The 26,802-nt window shown below is 55.8% G+C and carries 19 protein-coding genes and 1 pseudogene; 12 read left to right on the top strand and 8 right to left on the bottom strand.

Annotation, left to right across the window (positions count from 1 at the left end; all coding sequences use genetic code 11):
• Positions 1 to 2 precede the first annotated feature (2 nt).
• Complete coding sequence (locus tag Q675_RS24305) at positions 3 to 1,460, bottom strand: aspartate kinase (protein ID WP_023010783.1); 1,458 nt, start codon at positions 1,458 to 1,460, stop codon at positions 3 to 5.
• A 190-nt stretch (positions 1,461 to 1,650) separates the two neighbouring features.
• Positions 1,651 to 2,715 (bottom strand): FAD:protein FMN transferase, encoded by a 1,065-nt coding sequence (locus Q675_RS24300; protein ID WP_081698841.1) that lies wholly within the window; start codon positions 2,713 to 2,715, stop codon positions 1,651 to 1,653.
• Positions 2,716 to 2,894: 179 nt separating this feature from the next.
• Here Q675_RS24300 and kdpF point away from each other — a divergent pair, with 179 nt between their 5' ends.
• The 8 genes and pseudogenes from kdpF to Q675_RS0119075 all read left to right on the top strand — a co-directional run bounded on the left by kdpF (position 2,895) and on the right by Q675_RS0119075 (position 12,879).
• The gene (kdpF, locus tag Q675_RS38605; RefSeq protein ID WP_081698840.1) at positions 2,895 to 2,975 is read left to right on the top strand and encodes a K(+)-transporting ATPase subunit F; all 81 of its coding nucleotides are present in this window, start codon (positions 2,895 to 2,897) and stop codon (positions 2,973 to 2,975) included.
• A 79-nt stretch (positions 2,976 to 3,054) separates the two neighbouring features.
• Complete coding sequence (gene kdpA / locus Q675_RS24295) at positions 3,055 to 4,767, top strand: potassium-transporting ATPase subunit KdpA (protein ID WP_031211126.1); 1,713 nt, start codon at positions 3,055 to 3,057, stop codon at positions 4,765 to 4,767.
• A 13-nt stretch (positions 4,768 to 4,780) separates the two neighbouring features.
• Positions 4,781 to 6,799, top strand: a complete 2,019-nt coding sequence (kdpB, locus tag Q675_RS24290) for a potassium-transporting ATPase subunit KdpB (protein ID WP_023010780.1) — start codon at positions 4,781 to 4,783, stop codon at positions 6,797 to 6,799.
• A gap of 10 nt (positions 6,800 to 6,809) precedes the next feature.
• Complete coding sequence (kdpC, locus tag Q675_RS24285; RefSeq protein WP_023010779.1) at positions 6,810 to 7,415, top strand: potassium-transporting ATPase subunit KdpC; 606 nt, start codon at positions 6,810 to 6,812, stop codon at positions 7,413 to 7,415.
• A complete protein-coding gene (locus tag Q675_RS24280; RefSeq protein ID WP_023010778.1) occupies positions 7,412 to 10,090 on the top strand; it encodes a sensor histidine kinase in 2,679 nt (892 codons plus the stop codon). The genes kdpC and Q675_RS24280 overlap by 4 nt, the downstream gene beginning before the upstream one ends.
• The gene (locus Q675_RS24275) at positions 10,087 to 10,821 is read left to right on the top strand and encodes a response regulator (RefSeq protein WP_023010777.1); all 735 of its coding nucleotides are present in this window, start codon (positions 10,087 to 10,089) and stop codon (positions 10,819 to 10,821) included. Before Q675_RS24280 ends, Q675_RS24275 begins: the two co-directional genes overlap by 4 nt.
• Positions 10,822 to 11,098: 277 nt before the next feature.
• Positions 11,099 to 11,209, top strand: a pseudogene (locus tag Q675_RS38600) (IS5/IS1182 family transposase); the annotation flags it as partial.
• Between the two features lie 347 nt (positions 11,210 to 11,556).
• Entirely contained in the window at positions 11,557 to 12,879 is a 1,323-nt protein-coding gene (locus Q675_RS0119075) for a TolC family protein (protein ID WP_023010775.1), read from the top strand.
• A gap of 89 nt (positions 12,880 to 12,968) precedes the next feature.
• On the opposite strand, the gene Q675_RS24270 is transcribed toward Q675_RS0119075, so the two are convergent.
• Positions 12,969 to 14,009 carry a zinc-binding alcohol dehydrogenase family protein gene (locus Q675_RS24270; RefSeq protein WP_008172298.1) on the bottom strand — a complete coding sequence of 347 codons (1,041 nt, stop codon included), beginning with the start codon at positions 14,007 to 14,009 and terminating at the stop codon, positions 12,969 to 12,971.
• Positions 14,010 to 14,111: 102 nt separating this feature from the next.
• Between Q675_RS24270 and Q675_RS24265 the strand changes: the two genes are divergently transcribed.
• Positions 14,112 to 15,065, top strand: coding sequence for a LysR family transcriptional regulator (locus Q675_RS24265; protein WP_008172295.1), 954 nt, complete (start codon positions 14,112 to 14,114; stop codon positions 15,063 to 15,065).
• Positions 15,066 to 15,080: 15 nt separating this feature from the next.
• Here Q675_RS24265 and Q675_RS24260 read toward each other — a convergent pair whose 3' ends face one another.
• Genes Q675_RS24260 through Q675_RS24250 form a run of 3 tightly spaced genes read right to left on the bottom strand, consistent with a single transcriptional unit; the run spans position 15,081 to position 19,847 of the window.
• Positions 15,081 to 18,131 (bottom strand): efflux RND transporter permease subunit, encoded by a 3,051-nt coding sequence (locus tag Q675_RS24260; protein ID WP_014420757.1) that lies wholly within the window; start codon positions 18,129 to 18,131, stop codon positions 15,081 to 15,083.
• A gap of 1 nt (position 18,132) precedes the next feature.
• The gene (locus Q675_RS24255; protein ID WP_008172291.1) at positions 18,133 to 19,287 is read right to left on the bottom strand and encodes an efflux RND transporter periplasmic adaptor subunit; all 1,155 of its coding nucleotides are present in this window, start codon (positions 19,285 to 19,287) and stop codon (positions 18,133 to 18,135) included.
• A 23-nt stretch (positions 19,288 to 19,310) separates the two neighbouring features.
• Positions 19,311 to 19,847 carry a TetR/AcrR family transcriptional regulator gene (locus Q675_RS24250; protein ID WP_014420756.1) on the bottom strand — a complete coding sequence of 179 codons (537 nt, stop codon included), beginning with the start codon at positions 19,845 to 19,847 and terminating at the stop codon, positions 19,311 to 19,313.
• Between the two features lie 154 nt (positions 19,848 to 20,001).
• On the opposite strand from Q675_RS24250, the gene Q675_RS37820 reads away from it, so the two are divergent.
• The gene (locus tag Q675_RS37820) at positions 20,002 to 20,358 is read left to right on the top strand and encodes a cytochrome c biogenesis CcdA family protein (protein ID WP_223268841.1); all 357 of its coding nucleotides are present in this window, start codon (positions 20,002 to 20,004) and stop codon (positions 20,356 to 20,358) included.
• Positions 20,359 to 20,835: 477 nt separating this feature from the next.
• Here the strand turns inward: Q675_RS37820 and Q675_RS24245 are convergent, their stop codons facing one another.
• Entirely contained in the window at positions 20,836 to 22,275 is a 1,440-nt protein-coding gene (locus Q675_RS24245) for a tyrosine-type recombinase/integrase (RefSeq protein ID WP_200861827.1), read from the bottom strand.
• 215 nt (positions 22,276 to 22,490) lie between these two features.
• Here Q675_RS24245 and mutS point away from each other — a divergent pair, with 215 nt between their 5' ends.
• Both mutS and fdxA read left to right on the top strand, forming a co-directional pair.
• Entirely contained in the window at positions 22,491 to 25,088 is a 2,598-nt protein-coding gene (gene mutS, locus Q675_RS24240) for a DNA mismatch repair protein MutS (protein WP_051995594.1), read from the top strand.
• 163 nt (positions 25,089 to 25,251) lie between these two features.
• Positions 25,252 to 25,575 (top strand): ferredoxin FdxA, encoded by a 324-nt coding sequence (fdxA, locus tag Q675_RS24235; RefSeq protein ID WP_011785560.1) that lies wholly within the window; start codon positions 25,252 to 25,254, stop codon positions 25,573 to 25,575.
• Between the two features lie 73 nt (positions 25,576 to 25,648).
• On the opposite strand, the gene Q675_RS24230 is transcribed toward fdxA, so the two are convergent.
• Complete coding sequence (locus tag Q675_RS24230) at positions 25,649 to 26,683, bottom strand: hypothetical protein (protein ID WP_011785561.1); 1,035 nt, start codon at positions 26,681 to 26,683, stop codon at positions 25,649 to 25,651.
• Between the last annotated feature and the right edge of the window lie 119 nt (positions 26,684 to 26,802).

Here is a 26,802-nt window from a genome sequence, read left to right as displayed (position 1 = left end):
TATCAGGCAGCGACAGCCTCCCTGTCTTTCGGGCGCGTTTCAATCAGCACGGAGTGCAGAAGTCGGACGGCGTGATCGAACTGATCGCTGTCCAGGATAAACTGAACTTCCACATCTCTCATGGTTTGGTGGGCTGCCAGAACCTGAATCGACTCTTGCTCAAAAGCCACCAGTGACGCAATCAGAACATTGTTGACGTCGAGCGAGCTGCCGATCGCGGCGATCACGGCTACCTTGCGCAAGCTAATCTCGGCCCCGGAAAAGTTACTACCAAGCTCATTCACAATCCGTTTGGCCTGCTTTAAGGTCGCACTCAGGTAAAACGTGAGCGTGTTGGCATTGCTCTCGCGGTTGATCCGATGCACCCGAAAACGCGACGTTACGTCGAGAAATGTCCTTTCAATCTCGGCTATGCTGGGCGCGTTCTGATCGAAAACAGACACTGCCATGACGGATTTCTGGCCGGTCACAATGTCTGTTTGCGGCGTTTCCGCTTGATAGCCTCCGGTAATCAATGTGCCGGGGTGTTTGGGCTCGAAGGAATTCTTGATTCGCAAAGGGATACCCTCGCTGCACAGTCCGCGCGCCGCTTTGGGGTGAATTGCTTCCATGCCCAGGTTCGCCAGTTGATCGGCAACGTCGTAATTCGCTCGACCAAGAGTCACCACTTTGGCGGGGTCAACAATGTTCGGGTCTGCCGAACTCAAGTGGAACTCTTTATGAATGATCGCTTCCCTGGCGCCGGTTACCACCGCAATGCGGCTAAAAGTCATTTCACTGTACCCTCTGTCGAAGGTCTCGATGAGTCCCTCTTTGCACTGGGTATACCCAGTGCAAATCGGTAGTTCGCGTGTCAGGTCGACAGACTCGAGCGATCGTTTCAGCTTCTCATCCATACACAGCCGTTCACTCTCCCGCCATCCGGTCAGGTCGATAAATCGGGCGTTGATTCCCTCTGACTGCAGACGAAGTGACGTGTTGAAGGCGCTATGGGCCTCACCGACGCCGGCCAGCATTTCCCGAACTTTGACCAGATGTTGGCGTAGCTGGAAGTGCCCGTATGAACAGAGGCGTTGAAGATCGATCAGGCACTCCCTCACCCCTTCTACCCGATCAAGAATGAACTGATCCGCCTGATGCCTGAGGCTCAAATCCTCAAAATGGGAACGGTTGATATCCGTCAGGCTTTTTTCCAGGCGGGTCAGATCATCTCCCCAGGCCCATCGATTCTCCGCACCCGCGAAAAGCGCATAAATGCCAGGTTTGCCCGTCTTTTTGTGCTCCAACAGCTGATCGGTCACGCCACCGTAGGCAGACACAACGAAGATTCTGTTGTACAGCTCTTCGTTACGCTTGTCGCCCACGATGATGTTCTTACGTACTGCGTCGAAATTGCTCATTGAGGTTCCGCCGATTTTCTCAACGGTATGACCGGTTCTATCAACATCTTTCCGTGCCATAAGGTTCAGCCTGCCTGAGATGGAATGGAACCCCTGAAAACGTGTTGGAGTTCGGGGGGTATCTGCCTTAAGTTTGCAGCCCATCCCCCCGCCTGAAACAGTAAAAAAAGCGCAAAAAAAGCGTGACTCCCGTAAAAGATCCGTAACACCGATTGGTCTTCGGGCCGGGCTGTCTGTGGCTGGAAGATATTCAATCAATATCTATTCCCGACATCTCGCGCCACTGGCTGGTTGTTGCCTCGTTGAGTTTTCCGTCCACCTCCTCGATGAAGAAGGCCGCAATTCCGTGCCGGTCGGCAACGGCTCGTCCGTTGTCCGCCCCCAAACAAAGCAGGGCTGTAGACCATGCATCGGCCAGGCTGGGGTCCTGGTCGAGGACGGTAACGGACACGGTGTCATGGCTGACGGGCCGACCGGTTCGGGCATCCAGCACATGGCTGTATCGCCGGCCCTGATCGTCGAAGTAATGGCGGTAGGTGCCCGATGTCATCACCGATGCGGGAGCGTCACGACGGATCGTGATCACCTTATGGACCGACCGCTCGCCCGGCGTTGGGCGTTCGATAGCGACGCGCCAGGGTTCGCCGCCTGGCTTGTGGCCTCGAGTTTTCAGTTCGCCACCCAGCTCCACCAGGTAGTGTTCAATCCCGGCGGATTCGAGCACACCAGCCATCTTTTCCACGGTATACCCCTGAGCAATGGATGACAGATCGACCTGCAGATCTGAGCGGGACTTGGAAAGGGTGCCGTTTGATCCCGGCGCCACATGGTCCATTCCGACCTTATCCAACCGATTCCGCAGCTCGACCTTCGAAGGTACCGATAGCTGCTGGCCACTGAATCCCCAGAGATCAAAGATGGGTTTGATCGTCAGGTCGTAGCAGCCAAGACTGGCCTCGCTCACCGTTTTTGCCTTTGCAATCAGGTCAACAACTTCCTCCCCAACCACTAAAGACGTCTCTACGTCAGCCCTGTTAAAACGCTCGATCGCGCTGTCCGGCCGGTAGTTCGACATCAGCGAATCAATGCGTGCCAGTTCATCAACAATATCTTGTTTTACAGCGTCGACAGCTACCCCACCCGGTTTCCAGAAGGTGACATTCCAGGTCGTTCCCTGAGCGGGGCCGCTCAATGTAGTGAGACTGGGCGGCTGGTCGCAGGCGCCCAGCAACAGCCCCGTCAGGATGATGAATAGCGCTCTGCCCTGGCGCCAGCGTCTCCAGAAGAAGCATCGGACTGGAAAAAGATCAGACATGAATAACCTCGAAATTGGGGGCTCACTATGGCCTGGAGTCTACCCATCTAAAACGCGTTATTGGGACGTTCAGGTGAATTTTTAACGGCTTTTTTACGCCCCACCCCCGTTTTGGTCATCGAATTTTTACGCCCTGCCCCAGCACCATGGGAATGCAAACTCACTGAAGGAGATTAAGTGTGTCTATATTCCTGTTGCTTGTTTCTGTTGCAGTCGGTGGCTATCTGGTTGCCGCCCTGCTCTGGCCCGAGAGGTTCTGACCATGGCACTGATCGGTATTGGCGTGATTCTGGGGCTGTTTGGCCTGTGTTTCCTGTTCATTGATCTGGAGGAACGGCTGTGAACGAGGTCATCGTAATCTACGCTGTCACGCTTCTTTTGGCGTGGCCCTTGGGCAAGTACATTGCAGGCGTCTTCGGCGGCGCTAAGGGGACGGCGGGAGCCGTCTTTATGCCGGTGGAAAACGGTCTGTACCGACTGTTCGGCGTTGACCCTTCCCAGCCCATGAGCTGGCAGGGTTATGGCAAGGCGTTGCTGAAACTCCACCTTGCTCTGGTTCTGATCGTCTTCGGACTGCTGATGGCCCAAGGCTTTCTTTTCCTGAATCCGGACGCTATCGACGGCATGAGCTGGGATTTGGCGCTCCATACGGCGGTCTCGTTCCTGACCAATACCAACCAGCAGCACTACTCCGGGCAGGCTCAGCTGAGTTACCTCGCCCATACCTTTGGCATTGTCACACTTCAGGTGGTCACGCCGGCAGCTGGCATGGCGGCCCTGGTTGCCATTGTCCGCACACTGTTTGGTCGTGGTGACAAAAAATCACAGGCGCCTGATGAGGGTCCGGTTTCGGTGGGTAACTTCTACGAGGACATTACCCGCGCAGTCGTTCGGGTTATGCTCCCGGTTGCTGTTGTCGTTGCCTTGATCATAGCCTCTCAGGGTGTTCCCAATAGCTATGAAGGTGCACGCACTGCAATTCCGCTGGATCAGACAGCCGAGATGGCTGATCAGAACATCCCCATCGGGCCAGTCGCACCAATGGTCGCTATCAAGCAGGTGGGCACCAATGGCGGTGGATGGTATGGCCCCAATTCCAGCGTTCCACTGGAAAACCCGACACCGTTGAGTAACGCGGTCCAAATCATGTCTCTGGTCATAATTCCCGCATCTATGGTCTTTGCACTTGGTTTCCTGACCGGCCGTCGCCGACTGGCAATGGTGGTGATGGGTGTGATGGTGGTGATGTCCGTCTCATTGACCTCGGTTGCTATATGGTCCGAAAACCAGCCTAACGCAGCATTCTCTGGTTTGGCCGCTGAAGGCCCGAACCTGGAAGGCAAGGAAGTTCGGTTTGGTGCGACCGCAACCGCACTCTGGGGGAGTTGGTCAACACAGACATCCAATGGCTCCGTTAATGGTATGCATGACAGCTTCAACCCCATCGGCGGCATGATTCCAATGATGGACATGTTCATCAATGTCACCTTCGGCGGAATTGGCGTCGGGCTGATTGGCTTTCTTCTGTTCATCCTGCTAGCTGCGTTTCTTGGTTCGCTGATGATTGGGCGGGCGCCGGAGATTGCCGGTAAAGCCCTGGAAACCCGGGAGATGAAGCTGGTTTGCATCGCGTTGCTCATTCAGCCCCTGTTGATTCTTGGATTCAGCGCCATCACGGTCGCTTTCCCCGCGCTGACCGGCAATTCCAACCCGGGGTTCCACGCCATCAGCCAGGTGGTCTACGAGTACCTGTCTGCCTTTGCCAACAATGGCTCCGGCTTTGAGGGTCTTAACGATGACAGTGTCTGGTGGAACGTGACCTGCGCGGTCAACCTCGCTCTCGGTCGCTTCATCCCCATCCTGGCGCCCCTGGCGATTGCTGCCTCGCTCGCGGCCAAGCGTTCCGCTCCCGAAGGTCGCGGTAGCCTGGGCATTGATACGCCCACCTTCGGGCTGATGACTCTGGCGGTGATTGTGATGTTTACCTTGCTGAGCTTTATGCCGGTGCTGATTCTCGGCCCGATCGCTGAAGCCCTGGCTCTGATGTCCTGATTGGAGAACGACGATGTCGAATAAAACCCCGAAAATGACTGATTCGCTTGATCTCGGTGGCGTTATCGGCCAGTCAATCAAACGCCTGTCGCCGAAGGATCTGGCCCGCAATCCGGTCATGATGGTCGTCGGTATCGGCACCTTGGTTACCTTTCTTCTGGGCCTTACTCACCTGGTCCAAGGGGAACCCGCAGGGCTTGATTTCGCCATCTGTGCCATCTTGCTGTTTACAGTGCTCTTCGCTAACGGTGCTGAGTCCGTTGCCGAAGCACGTGGCAAGGCCCAGGCTGGTGCACTAAGGGCCACAAGAAAGGATCTGAAAGCCCGCAAACTGGACGGCAACCAGCACAAGGAAGTGCCGGCAACCGACCTGCGCCGGGGCGACCTTGTGTTGGTGAAACCCAACGAATTGATCCCTGCCGATGGTGAAATTGTCACCGGCGCCGCGACTATCAACGAGTCCGCCGTCACCGGTGAATCGGCTCCCGTGTTGCGAGAGGCGCGTACCGATAACAGCGGTGTCAGTGCCGGCACAAAAGTACTCTCCGATGAGATTGTCGTTGAGGTGACTGTAGACCCCGGCAACTCACTGCTGGATCGTATGATCGCGCTGGTTGAAGGCGCCAAGCGGCAGAAAACGCCGAGCGAGCTGGCGCTTTCGGTTCTGCTTGCCGCCATGACCCTGGTGTTTCTGATCGTGGTGGTCACGCTGGTGCCCTTTGGTGGATTTGTCGGCGCTACGCCGTCCTATTCGGTGTTAGTAGCGCTGCTCGTGTGCCTGATTCCGACGACTATCGGCGGGCTCCTGCCGGCCATCGGTATTGCAGGCATGGATCGGGCTATGCGTGCCAATGTGATTGCCAAGTCCGGCAAGGCGGTTGAAGTGGCAGGCTCCATTGATACCCTTCTGCTCGATAAAACCGGAACCATCACTCTGGGTGATCGCAAAGCAACCGCCTTTGATGCCGTTCAGGGCGTCGCACCAGGCACATTGCGAGACGCAGCATTACTGACCTCCCTGGCCGATCCTACCCCAGAGGGCAAATCTGTGGTTGCCCTGGCCCGAGACAAAGGCTCAGACGCTGAAGCGTCTGAAGGCACCGAGTTTATTGAGTTCTCGGCCAACACCCGTATGTCCGGCGTGGATTTGCCCGATGGTCGTATACTCCGCAAAGGTGCAACGGATGCGATTCGCAAATTCGTTACCGAAAATGGCGGACACTATCCGCAGGAAACCGACCGCCTAGTGGAACGAGTTGCCAAGAACGGTGCAACGCCGCTGGTGGTGGCCGAAGGCAACCGCGTACTCGGCGTTATCGCCCTGTCGGATGTCATCAAAACCGGTATCAAGGAGCGGTTTGCCAAACTGCGGGAAATGGGCATCAAAACGGTAATGATCACCGGCGACAACCCGGTAACGGCCGCCGCCATTGCAGCGGAAGCTGGCGTTGACGATTTCATCGCCGAGGCCACGCCGGAGCAAAAGCTGGATATCATCCGCAAGGAGCAAGCAGAGGGGCGCATGGTCGCCATGATGGGCGACGGCACCAACGATGCGCCTGCTCTGGCGCAGGCCGACCTGGGGCTTGCCATGAACTCCGGTACCCAGGCCGCCCGTGAAGCCGGCAACATGGTGGATCTGGATTCTGACCCCGGCAAACTGCTGGAAGTGGTGGAAATCGGTAAGCAGTTGCTGATTACCCGAGGCTCCCTGACCACCTTCTCCCTGGCCAACGACGTCGCCAAGTACTTCGCTATCCTGCCAGCGCTGTTTGTCACCAGTCTGCCGGCCCTGGATGCCCTGAACGTACTTGATCTTGAAAACCCGATGAGCGCGGTGTTGGCCGCAACCATCTTTAATGCGCTGATTATCCCGGCGTTGATCCCCTTCGCCCTCAAAGGCGTGCAATTCAAACCGGCAACCGCCACCCAGCTGTTGCGCCGCAACCTTCTGATCTTCGGATTGGGTGGTCTGTTGCTGCCGTTCGCGGCCATCAAGGCCCTGGATCTGATGCTCACCGTGGTTATCTGAGGAGACTGACATGATGACTGATTCAAACACTGGGGCCGTCACCCGGTCCGCTTCCTGGCTCTCTGCGGTGCGCGCGGCCGTCGTCCTGATCCTGCTGTGCGGCGGACTGTATCCCCTGTTGGTTACAACGGCCGGAAAAGTCATGTTTCCCCATCAGGCATTAGGGAGCATGATCATCGTGGACGAAAAGATCGTCGGATCAGAACTGGTGGGGCAGCGGTTCGTCGCCCCCGAGTACTTCCACGGTCGGCCTTCAGCGGCCAGTTATGATCCGTTCTCCGTCGGAGGCTCGAATTATGCGGCCAGCAATCCGGATCTGAGGGCGCGGGTTGCGCAGGATTCCGCGGCCATTGCCGAGCGAGAGGATATCGCCCCGACGTCCATCCCTGCGGACTTGCTGGCAGCCTCGGGATCCGGCATAGACCCTCACATTTCGCCGGAATCGGCTATGATACAGGCCGAGCGTGTGGCGACGGCCCGTAATATTCCGGTTGCCCAAGTCAATGAACTGATTGCGGAGCACACGGAGGGGCCTACCCTGGGGATCTTTGGCCAGCCGCGAGTCAACGTTCTGAAAATTAACCTGGCACTGGATGGCAAGGAGTTGAACGATTGAATCAAGGCGATCCGAATCGCCCCAACCCGGACGCGCTCCTGAAAACTCAGGAGCGTGAGTCCGCCGGGGGGCTAAAAATCTTTCTGGGTGCCGCTCCGGGCGTGGGTAAAACCTACCAGATGCTGCAAGCCGCCCACGAACTCAAGCGCCAGGGTGTGGACGTTGTTGTGGGTGTCGCGGAAACGCATGGTCGAGCCGATACGCTCTCATTGTGTGAGGGCCTTGAACAGCTCTCCGCAAAAGAAGTCGAATACGCCGGCAAGCAATTCCGGGAGTTCGATGTTGATGCCGCCCTGAAACGCAAACCGGATGTACTGTTGGTAGACGAACTGGCCCACCGCAATATCCCGGGCACTCGGCACCCACGGCGTTATCAGGATATCGAAGAACTGCTGGATCAGGGCATTACCGTCTGGACGGCGATTAATATCCAGCACCTGGAAAGCCTCTCGGACGTGGTGGCCAGCATCACCGGTGTGCGAATGCGGGAAACCGTGCCGGATTCGGTCCTGGAACGGGCCCGGGACATCGTGCTTGTCGATCTTACCCCCTCGGAACTCCTGGAGCGTCTGCGACAGGGTAAGGTCTATGTTCCCGAGCAAGCCCGTGCCGCCATGGACGGCTATTTCTCACCCTCCAATCTGTCTGCACTGCGGGAACTTGCCGTTCAGGCCATCGCCGAACGGCTGGATTCCGACGTTCGGGAGACCATGCAGTCCCGTGGCATCGAAGGCCCCTGGCACATTCGATCGCGAATGCTGGTTGCGGTGGACGGCTCTGGTCAGGGTGAAACCCTGGTTCGAGCCGCACGGCGGCTCGCCGAGCGCCGGAAAGCACCCTGGACCGTCGCCACCGTGGACAATGGCCGGGCAGGCGCCGATGAACGCCAACGGCTGGAAAAAGTGTTCGACTTGGCCACCCGCCTGGGCGCAGAGGTCAGAACGCTTCGCGGATACGACGTGGCCGGAGAAATCCTGGCATTTGCCAGAGAGCAGAACGTCACAACCCTGATTCTCGGCCGCTCCCACAATCGCTGGTGGCATCTCCGAAAATCCACCAGTCGCGCACTGCTGAAAGACGCTGAGGCCTTTGAGGTCACCTTCATTCCGGTGCCTCGAAAGCAGCGTCGACGTGTAGTTGAACGTTTTGGTAAACGCTCGTACTGGAAAGACTATACTTGGGCTTTCATCAGCGTAGTTGCTGCAACTGTGATTTCCGCCGGATTTGATAAATTTTTACCCCTCGGCAACCTGTCGCTGATCTATCTGACATCCGTACTATGGGTAGCTTCGCGGACAGGCATTCGCCCTGCGCTATTCACCGCGGCGCTGAGTTTCCTGACCTATAACTTCTTCTTCACCGTCCCGCGTATGTCTTTCCAGATTGCGGAAACGGATGTTTTGCTCACGGTGGTTTTCTTCCTGATCATCGCGGTGATCGGCGGTAATCTCGCAGGCCGCTTAAGAGATCAGGTTCAAATGCTGCGCGGGTCCAATGACCTTGCAGAAGCTCATCTTCAATTCACTCGCCGCCTGGCTTCCGCTCCCGATATCACAACGGTTCGTATTGAAGCCGTTGACGCGATTTACGCGCAGCTCAGAATACCGCTCGTTATTTTTCAGCCGAGCTCGGAAAACGGTGATCTTGAAATCGTCACCCGAGGAGGGCCCGCCCAGCCGCTCGATGACAAAGCCTACTCGGCCATTGACTGGGCGATGCGGAACGGGAAGCCCTGCGGTGCTTTCTCTGACACCTTGAACCGTCTTCCCTGGCGATTTGAACCAATCGAAGTGGAAGGCGAAGTCTACGGTGTACTCGGTTTACGCGTGGACGATATGACTCCGGAGCGTTACCGAGGCCTCGCCATCAATGTTTACGTGCACCAACTGGGATTGGCATGGTTCCGTACCCGCCTGGCCGCCAATCTGTCAGAATCACGGGTGGCAGAGGAAACTGAGCGGCTTCGCTCCGCGCTGCTCTCTTCCATCTCCCATGACTTGAGAACACCATTATCCTCCATGATTGGCTCTGCCAGCACGCTGAAATCGATGTTCGACCGGCTCTCAGATGAGGATCGCGATAGCCTTCTGGATTCAGTGCTCGGTGAGGGCGAGCGCCTGGATCGCTACATCCGAAACCTGCTGGACATGACGAAGCTGGGCCATGGCACGCTCAAGATCGATAGGGACTGGATCGCGTTCACCGACATCCTGTCGTCAGCGCTCAGGCGCACCAGAAACCTGATGTCGAAAGTCCGTGTCGAACGGGAGGTAGAAGAGGACCTTCCGTTGCTTTTCGTGCACCCGGCGCTCATTGAACAGGCATTGGTCAACGTGCTGGAGAACGCTGCCAAGTTTGCGCCCGACAACTCAACGCTGTCTATCCGCGCCCACAGAAAGGAAAACGAATTAATCATAGCGATTTCGGATGAAGGGCCGGGCATCCCAGAAGACCAGAGGAGCCAGGTATTCGATATGTTCTTCACCGGCGGTGAAGGCGACCGGGGGCCTCACGGTAGCGGGCTCGGCCTGGCTATCTGTCACGGCATGGTGGCGGCTCATGGTGGCCGGATTCAGGCGTTGGCTGGCCCAAATGGTATCGGTGCCACCATCGAAGTAGCGCTGCCCCTGATAGAATCCCCTGAACAAGAGTCCAATCGGGAATTGAGTGAATGACTGAACCAGTAAAAGATCGGGAAAAGCCCTGTATTCTGGTCATCGACGACGAACCGCAAATCCGGCATTTCCTGCGCATCAGTCTGAAAACGGAAGGCTACGAACTGCTCGAAGCCGAAAGCGGTGAGACCGGGCTCGGATTGTGCGCAAGGCATTCACCGGATCTTGTGATTCTGGATTTGGGGCTTCCGGATATGGATGGCTCGGAGGTGCTGGCCGGTTTGCGGGAGTGGTCATCAGCCCCGGTGATCATTCTCTCGGTGCGGGATCGGGAACTGGAAAAGGTAAAAGCCCTGGATCTTGGAGCCAACGATTATGTAACCAAACCCTTTGGTGTAGACGAGTTGCTTGCACGCGTGCGAACCCAACTGCGGATCAACCAGAAGGGCAATGACTCTGCGGCTCCCGAAGCCTCAGCCATTTTTGATAGTGGAGCGCTTCATGTCGACCTGGCCATGCGAAAAGTCACGGTGGACGGCAATCCGGTCAGGCTGACGCCCAAGGAATTTGCCGTGCTTAAAGTACTTCTGCTTGCCTCTGGAAAGATCGTGACCCAATCCCAGCTACTCAAGGATATCTGGGGGCCAACACACACCACTGACACCCACTACCTGCGTATTCTGATCGGGAGATTGAGACAGAAGCTGGGCGACGACCCCACTGAGCAGCGTTATATCCAGACTGAGCCAGGCGTCGGATACCGCTTCCTTGAGACTCTGGATAAAGTTTGAACTGACCTGCGCTAGTTGGTGCTTCACCCGATACTTTTAAGGTGTTAGTTCTTCCAGTAATTCGAAGAACTGATGTAGCGGAGTCAACAGGATCCGAAAAGGTTCGCTTTTTGGCCACACGACGCAGTGCGAGTGTTCGCTTTTGTTTAGCTGAGATCCTTGAGTCGCCTTGGTCGCAAAGCGAACATTCAGCTTGGAAGATAGCGCCAGCCTAACGGGCCGATTCGTGGAATTGCACTGGAACACTCTGGTCCAGTTGACGGACTTTTTGAACTCGGAGCATCCCTTTCGCACCATCAAGCGGCAGTTAAGTTATGCCAAAGTCCGCGATCGCAGCCTGTCGAAGAACACCAACCTGTTCTACCTGTTCGCGGCGCTCAGCAACATGCGGCGTGACAGGTTCGCCGTTTTTAAGCCATTTTATGCGTCCTTCACCGCAGTAGTTCTTGTACTCTTCCGCCACGTCGGGGCGGCGGCTGCTTCGAATGCTTCTTTGGTCTTCGTGACACGCGCATGGCCCTGTTCTTCATGGAGCATCCATTGGTCGTCGCCGTAGATAATAGGCAGGTCCATGAAGGTCTTAACCCTCCATTAACCACCTCCTAGATAGTCTGTATCCCGTCGTTTACCGCAGATTTGACCGCGCCCGAATGGACTTTACCTATGTATCGCTTGCCCTGCTCGAAAGTAGTGCTGACTGCTTTATGCTGCCTGGTTATTGCAGGCTGCAGTTCGTTGTCCACGAGAACGGACTATCTCGCTCAGGCCGATTCCGAGCGTCAGAACGTCGTCTCCAAGTTTGAGATGGAGGTTGGTCTCGAAACAGCCTACCTGAATGAGCTGGTCAACAGCCATGACCTGGACGCGCTTATTGTCGAAGCGCGCGCGGCCAATCCTGATTTCCAGCAAACACGGCTTTCACTCCAAATTCTCCGTGCTCAATACCGAGCGACTCAGGCGGATCAACTCCCCGACGTCGAGGCTGGATTCGTCGCGAATAACACTGACGGTCTAGATACTGCCTACACCGTCAGCATCAGCTGGGAGCTGGATTTGTGGTCGAAGATTTCTGATGAGGCGTCGGCTGCCGCCAGTGACGTTGCTGAACAGCTGGCTCTCTACCAAGCTGCGCGGGATACGCTCGCAGCCGAGGTCATGCAGGGCTGGTTGAAACTGGTGAATCTGAATCGCTCCGTTGCCATCGAAAAGCAACGCGCGGAGCTATTGGAAAAAAACGAACAGTGGATTCTTCAGCGTTACCGCTCGGGACTGGGTGACCTTGAAGATCTGGACAGCGCCCAAAGCTCTGCGGCCAGTGCCAGGGCGACATTGATTGCAGTTCAGGAATCCCTGCAGCAACAGCAAAGGGCGTTGAACCTGTTGCTCGGGCGAAGCCAGGCTAGCACGGTCATTTCCGCCGACTATCCGCAGGTTCTTTTACCCCTGTCCGACCTTACAGAGCAAACATTGCAGCGTCGCCCGGACCTTAAAGCGGCCTATATGGCTATCAGGGCAAATGATTTTCGAACGTCCGTTGCCTACAAGGACATGCTGCCATCCATCAACCTGGAAACAGCGCTTAGCGAAACAGGCACATCGCCCAGTGACGCCCTATTGCGCAACCCGGTGTGGTCATTGCTCGGTCAGCTAACGGCACCCCTGAGCCGTTTGCATGAGTTCTACTACGAATTACTGAAAGGTGAAGCCGGCCATTCATTCAGAAACGCATTTGGTGTTGGGAACGAAATCGCCCGCTCGATTGAGTTCCTGTCATCCAACCTGGACAAAACTGTCACAATTGAAGACCTGGCTGATCAGGCTGGCATGAGCCGGGCGGTGTTCCATCGCAAATTCAAACAGGCGACAAACATGTCGCCCATTCAGTTTCTGAAATCCATGCGGCTCAACAAGGCCGCGATGAAAATTGCTGAAGGCCAAAACGTCAGCGTTGCCGCCATGGACGTGGGTTACCTGAGCTCGTCTCAGTTCAGCCGGGAGTTCAAACGCCTGTATGGCCTGTCACCCAAGCAGTGGAGCCAAACTGAAAAAGCAAGCTGACGGCCGGCTCTGGTATGCCATGTCTATCGGGGTAGTTCCGTGATCGGAACGCATGGTTTGTTATACGAGCCGGTGAGTTGGAATTTACGTCAGGCAAAACCCTCCAGCACAATCTTGCCAACGGCGGTTCCTGATTCCAGTTCGGCGTGTGCGGCACGTAGATTCTCGGCGTTGATCGCTCCGAGGTGCTTCCCTGCAGTTGTGCGGATGAAGCCTTGATCTACAAGCCGTGAGACCTCATTCAACAAGTCGTGCTGAACCTGCATATCATCCGCCTGGTGCATTGAGCGGGCGAACATGAATTCAATGTGTAATGACAGACTCTTCGGCTTGATTTTCATTACGTCCAGACTTGCGGGATCGTCGATCATGGCAATCTTTCCAAACGGCCTAAGCACCGCCACATAATCGTCGAAGTATTGATCTGTGGCGTTAAGACTGGCCACATGGGTTACAGAACCAATTTTGCCAGCAGACACCAGTGTTTCGATCTGGGGCTGCAAGGGTTCACGGTGATTCAGAACAAAATCCGCACCCAATGATTCAACCCAGGCCTTCGATTCCGGGCGAGATGCCGTAGCGAGTACTTTCGCGCCTGTTAGCTGTTTGATCAATTGAACTAGAATTGAACCCACGCCTCCTGCGGCGCCAATCACAAGGACCACGTCGTCGCTTGGAGTGATGGACCCAGCCAACTGTCGCTCAAGTTGCAGGTGGTCAAACAGCATTTCCCATGCTGTTATCGTGGTCAGGGGCAACGCTGCAGCATCGGCGTCGGACAGGCTGGCAGGCTTCCGACCAACCAGACGCTCATCGACAACCTGGTATTCGGCGTTGCTGCCCTGACGGGTAACGTCACCGGCATAAAATACGGTGTCACCTTCTTTGAAGAGTGAAGCGCCCTCGCCTGTTGCCACTACCTCTCCAACGGCATCCCATCCAAGTACTTTGATCTGGCCTGGTTCCGGCTCCGCCCGCTGGCGTACCTTGAAGTCAACAGGGTTCATGCCGATGGCTTTGACTCTGACCAGCAGGTCCCGGCCTTTTGCGACGGGACGTTCCATCTCAACATTTTGCAGCGCATCAGGGTTTTCGATAGGAAGAGATTCCCGATATCCAACAGCTTTCATTATCTGTCTCCGCAATGACTTTCGAGTAGCGCACAGTATGGTCGCCGTTTACACTCGGATAAACGGGAAAATTTGTTAAACATATTCAAAGAATTTTTGAAAATGAGTCTTGATGATCTGATCGTGGTTTTGAGGGTCGCTGAATTCCGCAACATTACCGCTGCCGCCACCAGCCTTGATATGCGAGCTGCCACAGCCAGCGCCGCAGTAAAGCGCGTAGAACAGGAGCTGGGTGTAGAGTTATTCGTACGCTCCACGCGAAGGTTGCGGTTATCTGCCGCCGGCGAGAAATACTTGCCTCACTGCAAACAAGCGATTGACTTGTTGAGCCAGGCGCAACAGAACCTTCGATCTGAAGTTGACTCTGTAACAGGCGAAATCCGGCTTTCGGTTTCATCCGATCTTGGTCGTAACCGCGTTGTGCCCTGGATCGACGAATTGATGGCAACGCATCCAGGTTTGAATCTCAGAGTTCAGATTACTGACACCAACGTGGACTTTTACCGGGATTCGGTCGACATGGCGCTTCGCTACGGCGCGCCCAGTGACACCAACCTGTATGGCTTCAAAATTTGCGATGTGCCGCGCCTGCTTTGCGCATCTCCTGATTACCTTTCGCGTCATGGTCGCCCCATTCATCCTGATGACCTTGAGAACCACAACGGACTGTTCTATCAGTTGCAGGACATCCCATTTGACCTCTGGACGTTCAAACGGGGAGACGAGGAATATCGAGTCAAAATGACGGGCGATCGCGCCTCAAACGATGGCGATCTGGTTCGCCGGTGGTGCGTCGCTGGTCGCGGTCTTGCGATAAAATCGTGTCTTGATATGTCGGATGATCTGCTTGCAGGCCGTGTCACCACAATCATGCCGGACTATGCGCCGCCGGTATCCGAGCTGTGGCTGATTTGTCCTACCCGACAGTCAATAACGCCGGCAATGAGGTTGTTGAGGGATGACCTGCGTGCAAAAGTAGGCGAACTGATGAATGCAATGATTGCCGGAGGCTTTTTTCCTCCGGATCGCTTGTCCGGAGGAAAAAAAGACGCCTGAAAAACAGCGGGTGCGTTATTGATGATAAGAAATTCTCATTAACGTGCAGTACACCACTGGCAGCACCACTAACGTCAATACCGTTGCAACACCCAAACCGAACACGATAACCAGCGCCATGCTCGCGAAGAAGGCATCGCTGAACAGAGGAATCATTCCCAACATGGTGGTTACGGCCGCCATAAGCACAGGTCGTACCCGGCTTACCGCGGCCTCAACCACCGCAGTGAATGCATCATCCTGCTGTTCTAACTGAATATTGATCTCCTCAACCAGCACAATGGCATTCTTCAGTACCATACCGATCAGACTCAGAGTCCCGAGCAGCGCCATGAATGTAAAAGGCGCGCCGAGCAATACCAGTCCACCAATGATTCCAATCATCATGAGAGGAACAATCATCCAGATAGACAGAGCCTGTCGGAAGCTACCGAACAACAGCATCGAAATAATGAACATCCCCAGCAGTCCAAGAGGCAGCGAGGAGAAAAGCGAAGTCTGAGCTTCGGATGAGGTCTCGTACTCTCCACCCCACTCAATCGAATAGCCGTGGGGAAGCTCCAGCGCGTCGACCTGCGGGCGGATCCTCTCCAGCACACTCGCCGCCGTCTCCCCCGACAAAGGCATGGGTTCGGCATAAACCGCCAACATCCGCTCCCTGTTTCTGCGTTTTATCAACGGATCCCGCAGTTCCGTATTGATGGCATTGATGACGTTGCCCGCGCTGACATAGCGGCCCTGCTCTTCACTCCAGACATTGATCGAGGTAAGGTTTTCGATGTCAAAACGCTGCTCCTCTCTTGACCGCATAATGATCGGAATGAGGTCGCTCCCCTCACGGTACACTCCAACCTGCTGCCCCTGATTATTCAGCAACAACGCCTGGTGCAGTGATTCGCGAGATACGCCAAGGCGCCGGGCCTGTTCTTCGAGGAACTCCGGTACGATCACGGCTTCCCGATTACCCCAGGACAAGCGCACGCTGTCGGCCAGAGGTTCATTTTCAAAAATTGCCTGCACGCGCACACCGATTTTCCGGAGTTCTTCGGGATCTTCTCCAAAGATACGAGCTTCAAGACTGGCTTTGGCTGAGGGCCCCACCTGCAAAGCCTGCACTTTGTAATGCACGTTCGGGAAGTCTGTACGCAGTTGCTCAATGACTTCCTCCATACGGGCCTCTCTCGACGCCTTATCCCGGGTCTCTACGATCAATTGGCCAAAACTGGCGTATCGCTGCTCCGGTGAATACGTCAACGTAAAACGCTGGGCTCCGCCACCGGTGACACTGGTCACCTGAACGACCTGGTCCATGTCATTCACGCGCGATTCCAGCCGCTTTACGGTCTCTTCGGTTTGCAAGATGTCGGCGCCCTCGGGCAACCAAAGGTCAACAAAGAAGAGTGGCGTTGTGGCATTCGGGAAGAAAGCATTCTTAACCTGTCCCGAGAACGATAGAACCCCAGCCAGAAGCGCGATCGCAAGTGTTAATGTCACGAAGCGATAATGAATCGCGTAGGTCAGCAGGCGGCGGAAGACGACGAAAACAATTCCCTTATAGGGGTCGTTATCGGATGACTGCCCGACACTCTCGAGCTTGTCGGGATAGAACATATCAAAGAAAAACGGGGTCAGAGTGAGTGCCGTCAGCCAGCTCAGGAAAAGCGAGTAGCACAGAACCCAGAACAGGGAGCCAATGAATTCTCCGGTGGTGTCTGGTGAAAGGCCGATAGGAGCAAAGGCCGTAATGGCAATCACGGTAGCGCCGAGCAGCGGGTACCGGTTCTGCGAGACCACTTCTTTGGCTGCCTGCCTTTTGGACTTGCCCTTGGAAAGGCCAATCATCATGCCCTCGGTGACGACGATGGCATTATCGACCAGCATCCCCAGCGCAATGATCAGCGCACCCAATGAAATCTTCTGGAGCTGAATACCGTGTATTGCCATAAGCACGAATGTACCCATGATGGTAATCAGCAGGATCAGCCCCATGAGCAGGCCACTTCGCAGCCCCATGAACAGCAAAAGCACAATAATGACAATGCCCACCGCCTGAGCAAGGTTCATGAGAAAAGCAGATACTGCCTCCTCGACTACTTCAGGCTGGTTATACACTGTGTTCAGTGTCATGCCGATGGGTTGCTGTTTTTCCAGGCGTTTCAAAGCCTCATTGAGACTCTCACCTACATCAACAACGTTGGTGCCCTCTGCAAATGACACGCCGATGGTCAAAGCAGGCAATCCGTCAGAGTGGTAAAGCAAGGCGGGTGAGTCATTGGTCACCCTGCGAACTTCGGCCAGATCGCTGAGCCGGATAATACCCGAATCAGCGCTTCCAACTGCCAGTTGCTCAAGTGCCTGAACGGAATCAAGCTGACCGGTTGGCTGAACGGATAACGACAGCCCTTCACTGCGCAGGTGGCCAGCGTTGCCCACCGTATTCTGCGCATTCAGAAGGCTTGCCAGGTATTCTGGCGAGATGCCAAGAGCACGCATACGGTCACGGTCCAGTGACACGATCATCTGCTCGTCGACACGACCACCGATACTGACTTTTGCGACGCCCTCCAACAATCGCAGTTCTCGCTGAATGAGATCCGCATGGTCACCAAGATCTTTCAGCGAGTAGCCGTCACCACGCAACGTGAGCAGCAGGCCGAAGACATCGCCAAAGTCATCGTTCACGATGGACGTGTTCACGCCTGGTGGCAGACCAGGCTGGGCATCATTAATCTTTCGCCGAAGGATATCCCAATACTGGTCTAACTCCCCTTCTCTGACCGTCTTCTTGAGTTGGACAGTAATCTGCGACAAGCCGTCCGAGTTCACCGAAGTAATGTCATCGATGCCCGGCATCTGCTGGATCGCTTTTTCCAGAGGCAGCGTAACCTCCTCCTCGACTTCAAGAGGCGTTGCTCCGGGATATTGGGTGGTCACCAAGGCGGAACGTAACGTGAACTCCGGGAATTCAAGCTGGCCAAGACCCAGAAACGCGAACATGCCCCCAACCCCAAGCAACAGCGTGACCATCCAGCTGATGGACTTCCGATCAAGAAAATAATCGACCATCTCAGAGCCCGCCCTCTTTTTCCCAGGGACGGACCGAACGATCCCTGTTCATCCGGTGAGCGCCGGCAACCACGATTCTGTCGCCCGGGCTGAGCTCTCCCCGAACAAGCACGCCATCGTTCATTTTCTTACCCGGCTCGACATCCACCGGCTCGACGCTGCCCGTGTTATCGCCATTCTCACCATCGGCAGCAGCCACGTATCGCCAAACCACGCTAGTGCCGGGTTCTGCGTCAGGTGTTACAAGCGCCGCGGTTGGTATCAGCCACGACGGGGCGCTCTCTCCAGCCAATGTGCCGTAATCAAGCAGAACGGTCGCGCTCATCCCCGAAAGCACTGTGATGTCCTCGGGTTCAGGGAGCGTTACGGTAACCTCATAACTGAGCGACCCCTGAGAGGCATTGCTGTCATGCTCTTTGTAGCTCGCGGCGTAGCGTTTATCGGGAAGCTCGGGAAACTGTACCCACGCGATAGTGTTGCCATTGGCGCGAACGTTCCTGGATCTCTGTGGTTGAAGGCGGCGGACCTGTTGTTCAGGCATCTGGAACGAGACGTCGATAGAGCCGGGCCGTTGCAGTTCGGCAATGGCCTGCTGCGCTGATACAACCTGAAAGACATCCACCGGCACCCGTGAAATGACGCCATCAAATGGCGCTTTGAGAACGGTATAGGAAAGTTGGTCCTCCGCGCTGGCCAGTTGCGCTCTGGCAGAGAGGTACTCGGCCTCGGCCTCATCGAAACGGGCCTGACTGATGGCCTGGCGCTCCAACGATATTCGCATTCGCTCGAAGGTGGCCTGTGCCAGATTGAAATTTGACCGGGCGTTTTCCAGGCGGGTTCTTGCGTCCCGATCGTCCAGGCGGGCAACGACCTCCCCTTTTTCCACAGTGTCGCCTGCTTTAACGGCCAGCTCCGTCAGCTCTCCTCCCACTCTGAAAGAGAGTTCTGAATGGTCAGACGCCGAGACTCTGCCCGGATACTGATTGAGCGTGCCTGACTGCGCCTGCTCCAGCGTCATGAGCTTTACCGGGTAGACAGTTTGCTGTGTCAGAGGGGGCGCCTCCGCCGAACATCCCATCACCAGGAGGCTCGAAAGCATTGCAAGCGCTTGTAGGCCTCTCAAGGGCATGGCGGTACTGACCATCTTGAATTTCATAACGCGTCACTCTCCAGAAAAAATTAGGTATTCCGACGATCGGCAACCGCATCCCAAGCCATATTAAACGCTAATTCGATATGCTCATCGGTACCTTCGAACGACCCTTGCAGGCATCGTTGAACGAGGTGGTAAATCGGGCGGAACATAAACGTTTCGAGAAGTGGAAAAGGTACCGGTTTGATCAGCCCGGATTGCTTTCCCTGATCAACTGCATTCAAAAGATTTGCGGCTCGGCTTTCGTTTCGTGCCTGGATCTCGGGAGTCATCCAAGCAGAATGCGTGAACGTCTCGTGGTAGCGGAATAGTTCCGGACGCTCAAGGCCGATCCGGAACAGTGTGTGCCACTGGCGTCGCAGTCCTTCACGCAGATCTTTCCCGCGAGAAAAACTGTCCAGCGCCGCATCAATGACCTGATCGCTGACGTAATAAAATGTCGCCAATAAAAGCTGTTCTTTATCTTCGTAATAGATGTACAGCGTGGCTGGTGACAAACCCGCAGCCTTGGCTATCTTGCCAACCGAGGTTGCTGAAAAACCGTGATCTGCTACTTCCCTCACGGTAGCTTCCAGGAAGGCTATTCGTTTCGAGTCGTCTCTTTGCCGCATTTGTCTGCTCAACGCTTCAAATTGGTCGGCCTAAAATAAATGAACGTTCACTTATTTTCAAACCGAAAATATAGGCGTATACCGAAGTAGGTGCCCTACTGACTAAATTCCTGATCTTGCAACCTGGGGAATTGGCGCCGCGTTTGCCATCGGCTGGACACCCTGTATAGGCCCCATACTCGGGGCCATATTGGCGCTCAGCTCCACGCATGCCAATGCTGAGGCGGGCATGCTGTATCTGGCGGCGTATTCGTTGGGGTTGGCTCTTCCTTTTCTCGGAACCGCCCTGTTTATTGAACACTTTCGGCAACGAGTACGCTGGCTCAGTCGCTGGAGTAGACTGCTGAGAGCGCTTGCTGGCTTGGTGCTCGTTGTAATGGGAGTAATGGTGCTCACCGGTCGGATGACACTCTTTGCGTCGTGGATGTTGTCGACGTTTCCGGTTCTCGGAAGGCTTGGTTGAGCTTCCTACAGCCAAACTACAGGGAACGGTCCATGGCTTCATGCTCAAATACTGCGTATAAACAGGTTTCATGAACAAATGGGGCCGCTATTTCGTTAACTAATGGCTTTGCATTGCCGAACCATTGAAGCGGCTCATTGTTCTTCAGGACTGAATTAAAAACCGATTCGCAGTGGAGGATCTTGAACGTTCGCTTTTGTTTAGCAGCGGACCGATCGAGGCGCCAGGCGACAGGCGGAGGCCGCAGGCCGGCGGATCAGAGGGATTGGTGGGCCTAATAGAAACAGATAGAAATTGATTTCTCTCGGCCCGGCCAACCCATCGACAATGCGACAGATTGAATCCTGGAGAACGCTCTTTAATCAAGTCAGACTTCACTTCGCACTGGGGTGCTCCTGCAAATGGCGCAATTCAGCGTGCCCTTTCCAATATGCGTCTGGTTGCTGCAATTTGCGAGATTAAGACGGATTATGCCAACTAAGCCCCGCCATCAAGGGTTTCCAGATGATCCGCCCACTTTTGCAGCCACTCTCGACATTCGAGCTCATAATCGTGCAGATCATAAGTCCCTTCAATACCCTTTCTCGAATGACCTATCACTGCTTCAGCTACCTCATTGCGACAGCCTAAACGAGACAAGCCCGTACGAACCGTACGGCGCAGATCGTGGGGAGACCAATCGGGAATGCTATCCAGCCAAGCTTGGCCTGGCTTAAAGTAGGTGCCACTCCGAGCCTTGTCAGAATTCCTCAAATACCATTTTGTCTCAGTAAGCGATTTCTGTTGGATCGGCAATCCCGTCCGACTCGAAGGAAACAGATAGGTATTGGTGGTTAAACGAAGCTGACGAAGAAAAGCCACGGCTTGGCTCGGCAACTGCACATACCGCTCGGCTCCGTTCTTAGAGTCTCGCATATGCCAAACTGCTTGATCGAGATCCACATCGGACCACCGCGCCTTGCAAACCTCCCCCGTGCGAGCTCCGGTCCACAGAGTCAAACGAATGACGTTCTTCTGTGTTACCGAGAAACCAGAGCCTGGCAACCACGCTAACACTTCCTTCAACTCCGCATCAGAAAGTACCCGTTTGCCCCGAACAGACGTAAGCCGGACTCTAGCCTGTTTCAGGCTCGACTTTGCCAACAAAGCCGGGTTCGCAAAATCATCGTCAAACTTGCCAAGGCCAATCGCATAATCGTAAGCGGCACTAAGCTCACGCAACACATTCCCAGCCTGAACGTTAGCCCCTCGGTCAAGAATGCCCTTCACCATCTCTACCACATGCTTACGCCGGACCTCCGCCGCAGATCGATCCCCCAGAGTACGTACAGCATCACCGTACAGGGTACGCCTAGTCTCGGCCTGCCCCTTGGGTTTCCGTGCACCAGGAACTCGTTTCTTTGTCCCGGTTCGGCGATTTACAACCAGTCGATCCTCAATCACCTCAGTCAAATACAACTCAACCAGGTCACGAACGGTAAACGCAGCCACCTCTGCAGCTTGCTTATCCTCTTCATTTTTTGCACTTTGACGTGCTTTCTCCCGCTGAATTTCGGCACGAATGCATACGCCATCTCGTCGTAAAGCCTTCATCCGAGCAAGCTCTAGACGAGCCTCAGCCAGACTCATCGACGGGTAATTCCCTATCTTGACTTGAGTTAGCTTGCCCGTTTCGGGGCTCCGGTAGCGATAGATGAACGACCTGCCACCATTCGCCCCACAGGTCACACGCAGACCGGCATTTTCTCCAGTGTCCACTTTGACTTTATCGCCAGGCCGCATCGTCTCAATGGCTCTGGCCGATAGTGGCTTGTTGCCGTGTTTGTTATTCTGCATGCTTTGATCCATTAACTGATTGGAACGATAGCCATCGATGGCATTGATGAAACTCTGGCCATAAGTATAGCTTTTCATCATTTACAGCCTTTTTTGTTAAGGCGCCCACAACCCTACACCAAAAGCTATACTAAAACCTATACTCTTGAACTGGATTGCAGCAGATTTCATCAGACTCCTTTAGACGCTACACAGAACAAATTCACCAGACGACCCCCTCTCCAAAGGCGGTTTAGAGCTATTTTACGGGCAAACTACCAGTGAGCACAGACGATCTGAAAACTTCACACACCCCCATGATGCAGCAGTACCTGAAAATCAAGGGAGAACACCCGAACGAGATGGTGTTCTACCGCATGGGGGACTTCTACGAGCTGTTTTACGATGACGCTAAAAAAGCCGCAGAGTTGCTGGACATTACCCTGACCGCACGTGGCCAGTCCGGAGGTAATCCGATTCCCATGGCAGGGGTACCCTTCCATTCGGCCGAAGGCTACATTGCCCGCATGGTTCGCGCGGGCCAGTCCATCGCTATCTGCGAGCAGATTGGAGATCCTGCCACCAGCAAGGGCCCGGTGGAACGCAAGGTCGTGCGCATTGTCACTCCCGGCACACTGAGTGACGAGGCGTTTCTGGAAGACCGCCGCGATAACCTGCTGGCAGCCATCTACCATCACAAAGAGCAGTTCGGTTTTGCCTCACTGGATATTTCCAGCGGCCGGTTCGCGGTGTCGGAACTGGAGAGCCTTGAAGCCCTGCAGGGTGAGCTTCAGCGCCTGCGACCCGCTGAAATCCTGATCAGCGAGGATTTTCCCTATACCGACATCCTTGAGGGTTTCACCGGCGTACGCCGCCAGGGCCCCTGGCTGTTTGAATCGGACACCGCCCTCCGGGTGATCACCCAGCAGTTGCAGGTACGCGATCTCACCGGCTTTGGCTGCGAAGACCTGACCCTGGCCGTTTGCGCTGCCGGCTGCCTGCTGCAATACGCCAAGGAGACCCAGCGCACAGCACTGCCACATATCCGAAAACTGACCCGCGAACGCCGGGAAGACGCCGTGATACTGGATGCCGCCAGCCGCCGGAACCTGGAAATCAACACCAACCTGATGGGTGGCCAACAACACACCCTGGCCTGGGTGATGGACCGCACCGCCACCGCCATGGGAGCCCGGGAGCTCCGACGCTGGCTGAATCGTCCACTTCGGGATGTTGAGCGCGTGCGCCAGCGCCAGCAGGCGGTATCTGCGCTGCTGGACGGTTTCCACTATGAGCCGGTGCACGATCTGCTGAAACGGGTGGGTGATATCGAACGGATTCTGGCCCGGGTTGCCCTGCGTTCTGCCCGCCCCAGGGACCTTGCGCGCCTGCGCGACGCTTTTCATGCCCTGCCAGAACTGCAGGAGGCACTGAAACCGGTCAACTCACACCATGTCGTGAAGCTGGCCACCGTCATCGGTGAATACCCGGAACTGGCCGACCTTCTGGAACGCGCCATCATCGACAACCCGCCGGTGGTGATTCGTGATGGCGGTGTGATTGCCGAAGGCTTCGACGAAGAATTGGATGAACTCCGCAACATCAGTGAAAACGCCGGCCAGTACCTGCTGGATGTGGAAACCCGGGAGCGTGAACGCACCGGCATTTCCACCCTGAAAGTGGGGTACAACCGGGTGCATGGTTATTACATCGAAATCAGCCGGGCGCAGTCTGACCAGGCGCCGGTGGACTATATCCGCCGCCAGACCCTGAAAAACGCCGAACGCTTCATCACCCCGGAACTGAAAGAGTTTGAGGACAAGGCACTGAGCGCCAAAAGCCGTGCCCTGGCCCGGGAAAAAGGCCTGTACGACGATGTCCTCGAAACCGTGGCCGAACAGCTGGCCCCGCTACAGGACGCCGCCCAGGCCCTAGCCGAACTTGACGTGCTGAGCAACTTCGCCGAACGAGCCACTTCCCTGCGCTTCACCGCGCCGGAATTTACCGACCAGCCAGGATTTGATGTGGAGGAAGGTCGGCACCCGGTGGTGGAGCAGCTGCTCGACGAGCCTTTTGTGCCCAACAACCTGTTGATGGATACCAAACGCCGCATGCTGGTGATCACCGGCCCGAACATGGGCGGTAAGTCCACCTACATGCGCCAGGCCGCCCTGATTGCCCTGCTGGCCTACACCGGCAGTTTCGTGCCCGCCAACCGCGCCGTGCTTGGCCCGGTGGACCGGATCTTCACCCGCATGGGCTCCTCGGATGACATTGCCGGTGGCCGCTCCACCTTCATGGTGGAAATGACCGAAACCGCCAATATCCTGCACAATGCCACCGAACACAGCCTGGTGTTGATGGATGAAGTGGGCCGCGGCACCAGCACCTTCGATGGCCTTTCGCTGGCCTGGGCCACGGCCGAGCACCTGGCGAAGAACATCCGGTGTTATACCCTGTTCGCCACCCACTACTTCGAGCTGACCCAGCTGGCCGATGACCTGGAACATGCGGTTAACGTGCATCTGACCGCCACCGAGCACGACGATTCCATCGTGTTTCTGCACAATGTGCACGATGGCCCGGCAAGCCAGAGTTACGGGCTGCAGGTGGCAAAACTGGCCGGTGTACCCCAGGATGTGATCCGCAACGCCAAGACCCAGCTGGCGCATCTGGAAGGCCTGGAAGCAGGCAGCACCCCGTCGCCAGCACCCGTGAGCGTTAACGAGCCGAAACCGGCTGCACCAACTGCGACAAAGGCCGCCAGTGTGGAGGCGGTGTACCAGGGCGATATGTTTGCCATGGCCGAGCCGAGCGTGGTGGAACAGGCCCTGGAAAAGCTCGATCTGGACGGCATTACCCCAAGAGACGCGCTGAACCAGCTTTATGAACTCAAGGGGTTACTGGCAAAATAACAGCATTCTGCGCCAAACTTGATCTGGGTAATAACGATATAGCAGGCCAACGCTTGCGGCAGTGTGGGGGGCTCCCTACAATATCGCTCCAAATTATAAACGGGGCCGGGTAACTGACAGGCTCCTGATGAGACTGAATCTTCTACGAACCAGGGATCTGACTATGGCGTTTATCGTTACTGATAACTGCATCAAGTGTAAATACACCGACTGCGTGGAAGTCTGCCCCGTGGACTGCTTCTACGAAGGCCCCAACTTTCTGGTGATCGACCCGGACGAGTGCATTGACTGCGCCCTGTGCGAGCCAGAGTGCCCGGCCGAGGCCATCTTCTCGGAAGACGAGCTACCGGCAGGCCAGGAAGCCTTTGTTGAAATCAACGCAGAACTGGCCGGCAAGTGGCCCAACATCACTGAAAAGAAAGACCCGCTGCCAGATGCCGAAGAGTGGGACGGTAAGCCCGACAAACTCAAGTACCTGGAGCGCTGAGACCAGGCCGCGCGCAAACAAAAAGGCCGGAGGCATCACCTCCGGCCTTTTTTGTGTTTGGCCCTGATGCGTTTCAGCCAGCGGCCGCCAGCAGCTTTTTCGTCGCCGCCGAACGATAGAACGGTTCCAGCCTGCGCCGCAACAACGCCTCCAGGTAGCCCTCCTGCCGGAGCAGATCCACCAGCGGCAAGCCCACCGCTTCAAGTTCCGTGACGATCACTTCCCGCGTGACGCCGATATCCGCGAGCAGGTTCATCACTGGTTGGTTACCATAACGGGCATACAATCCCTCCACTACTGCCTGAACACAGCCCTCAAAATACGGTGTCTGGCGGAAATGCAGCCAGAAGTCATAGCCCAGCACCACAAATTCCTGCAGCTGAACATCACCCAGTCCGTCCTGCAGATCCTCGATGGTTCGGTCTTCGAGAGACACCCAGGCCGCCATGACTGTGTCACGCAGTTCGTCATCACTCAAAGCCTTGTGCAGGAACTGCTCACTTCGGGCAATCAGGCTCGGCAGGCTGTCCGAAAGCCAGGCCTTGATGCGGCGTTCAAAGGTCTCATCCAGTCCCGGCACGGCCTTGTTAGCCATTTTCTTGCCGAATTTCATCATCGAGCCCACCCCGGGTACTGAGCGGGTAATCAGATTATCCTCGTAGAGGTAGTTCACCAGGCCGTGATAGACCACATTCGACACCAGCTCCTGATAAACCGGGTGCGCCATAATCTCACTGATCACCCGTTCCCGCTGGTGGCGCAACTCCAGGGCTTCCTCAACAAACGCACTGGCCTGCTCCCGGGACAGAATATCGCCCAGCCTGGTCTGGCTCTGAACCGGGGCCTTCAACACTTCGGTTGCCAGGTCCGCTGCCAGCTCCGGAATGCCGGCATCCAGCTCCATGCTCACCACCACCCGCCGGATCAGGCCCATAATCTGCTCGGCACTAACCACACGCTCCAGGGTCACGCTATTGGCATACTCCAGCAGTTCGTCCACTTCCTGATGCAGGAACTTTTTCAGTTTGGCGCCTTTCAGGGCATTCAGCTCGTGCCGAACGTGGGCTTCAAGTAATTGGTCCGCCAGGGTTGAGGTGGTCTCGGTCATAAGCCTGTTTTCCTTTGCCAGGTTTTCTTGTCTGGCAAAGAGGCTAACACGTTCCGGCGTATGGCGGGTTTGCCCGAACTACACCATCAGGCGTGATACAGGGCCAGTCTGGCGACCGG

The organism is Marinobacter sp. EN3 (genome assembly GCF_000475315.1).
Classification (GTDB): domain Bacteria; phylum Pseudomonadota; class Gammaproteobacteria; order Pseudomonadales; family Oleiphilaceae; genus Marinobacter; species Marinobacter nauticus.
Note: the sequence above shows the minus strand (reverse complement) of the source record. Positions and strands in the feature narration are given on the sequence as shown.

What these genes read in the sequence shown, in the direction of transcription:
- Q675_RS24305 (WP_023010783.1), bottom strand. Translation starts at nt 1,460, where the DNA reads ATGGCACGGAAAGATGTTGATAGAACCGGTCATACCGTTGAGAAAATC.
- Q675_RS24300 (WP_081698841.1), bottom strand. Translation starts at nt 2,715, where the DNA reads ATGTCTGATCTTTTTCCAGTCCGATGCTTCTTCTGGAGACGCTGGCGC.
- kdpB (WP_023010780.1), top strand. Translation starts at nt 4,781, where the DNA reads ATGTCGAATAAAACCCCGAAAATGACTGATTCGCTTGATCTCGGTGGC.
- kdpC (WP_023010779.1), top strand. Translation starts at nt 6,810, where the DNA reads ATGATGACTGATTCAAACACTGGGGCCGTCACCCGGTCCGCTTCCTGG.
- Q675_RS24275 (WP_023010777.1), top strand. Translation starts at nt 10,087, where the DNA reads ATGACTGAACCAGTAAAAGATCGGGAAAAGCCCTGTATTCTGGTCATC.
- Q675_RS24270 (WP_008172298.1), bottom strand. Translation starts at nt 14,009, where the DNA reads ATGAAAGCTGTTGGATATCGGGAATCTCTTCCTATCGAAAACCCTGAT.
- Q675_RS24265 (WP_008172295.1), top strand. Translation starts at nt 14,112, where the DNA reads ATGAGTCTTGATGATCTGATCGTGGTTTTGAGGGTCGCTGAATTCCGC.
- Q675_RS24260 (WP_014420757.1), bottom strand. Translation starts at nt 18,131, where the DNA reads ATGGTCGATTATTTTCTTGATCGGAAGTCCATCAGCTGGATGGTCACG.
- Q675_RS24255 (WP_008172291.1), bottom strand. Translation starts at nt 19,287, where the DNA reads ATGAAATTCAAGATGGTCAGTACCGCCATGCCCTTGAGAGGCCTACAA.
- Q675_RS24245 (WP_200861827.1), bottom strand. Translation starts at nt 22,275, where the DNA reads ATGATGAAAAGCTATACTTATGGCCAGAGTTTCATCAATGCCATCGAT.
- mutS (WP_051995594.1), top strand. Translation starts at nt 22,491, where the DNA reads ATGATGCAGCAGTACCTGAAAATCAAGGGAGAACACCCGAACGAGATG.
- fdxA (WP_011785560.1), top strand. Translation starts at nt 25,252, where the DNA reads ATGGCGTTTATCGTTACTGATAACTGCATCAAGTGTAAATACACCGAC.
- Q675_RS24230 (WP_011785561.1), bottom strand. Translation starts at nt 26,683, where the DNA reads ATGACCGAGACCACCTCAACCCTGGCGGACCAATTACTTGAAGCCCAC.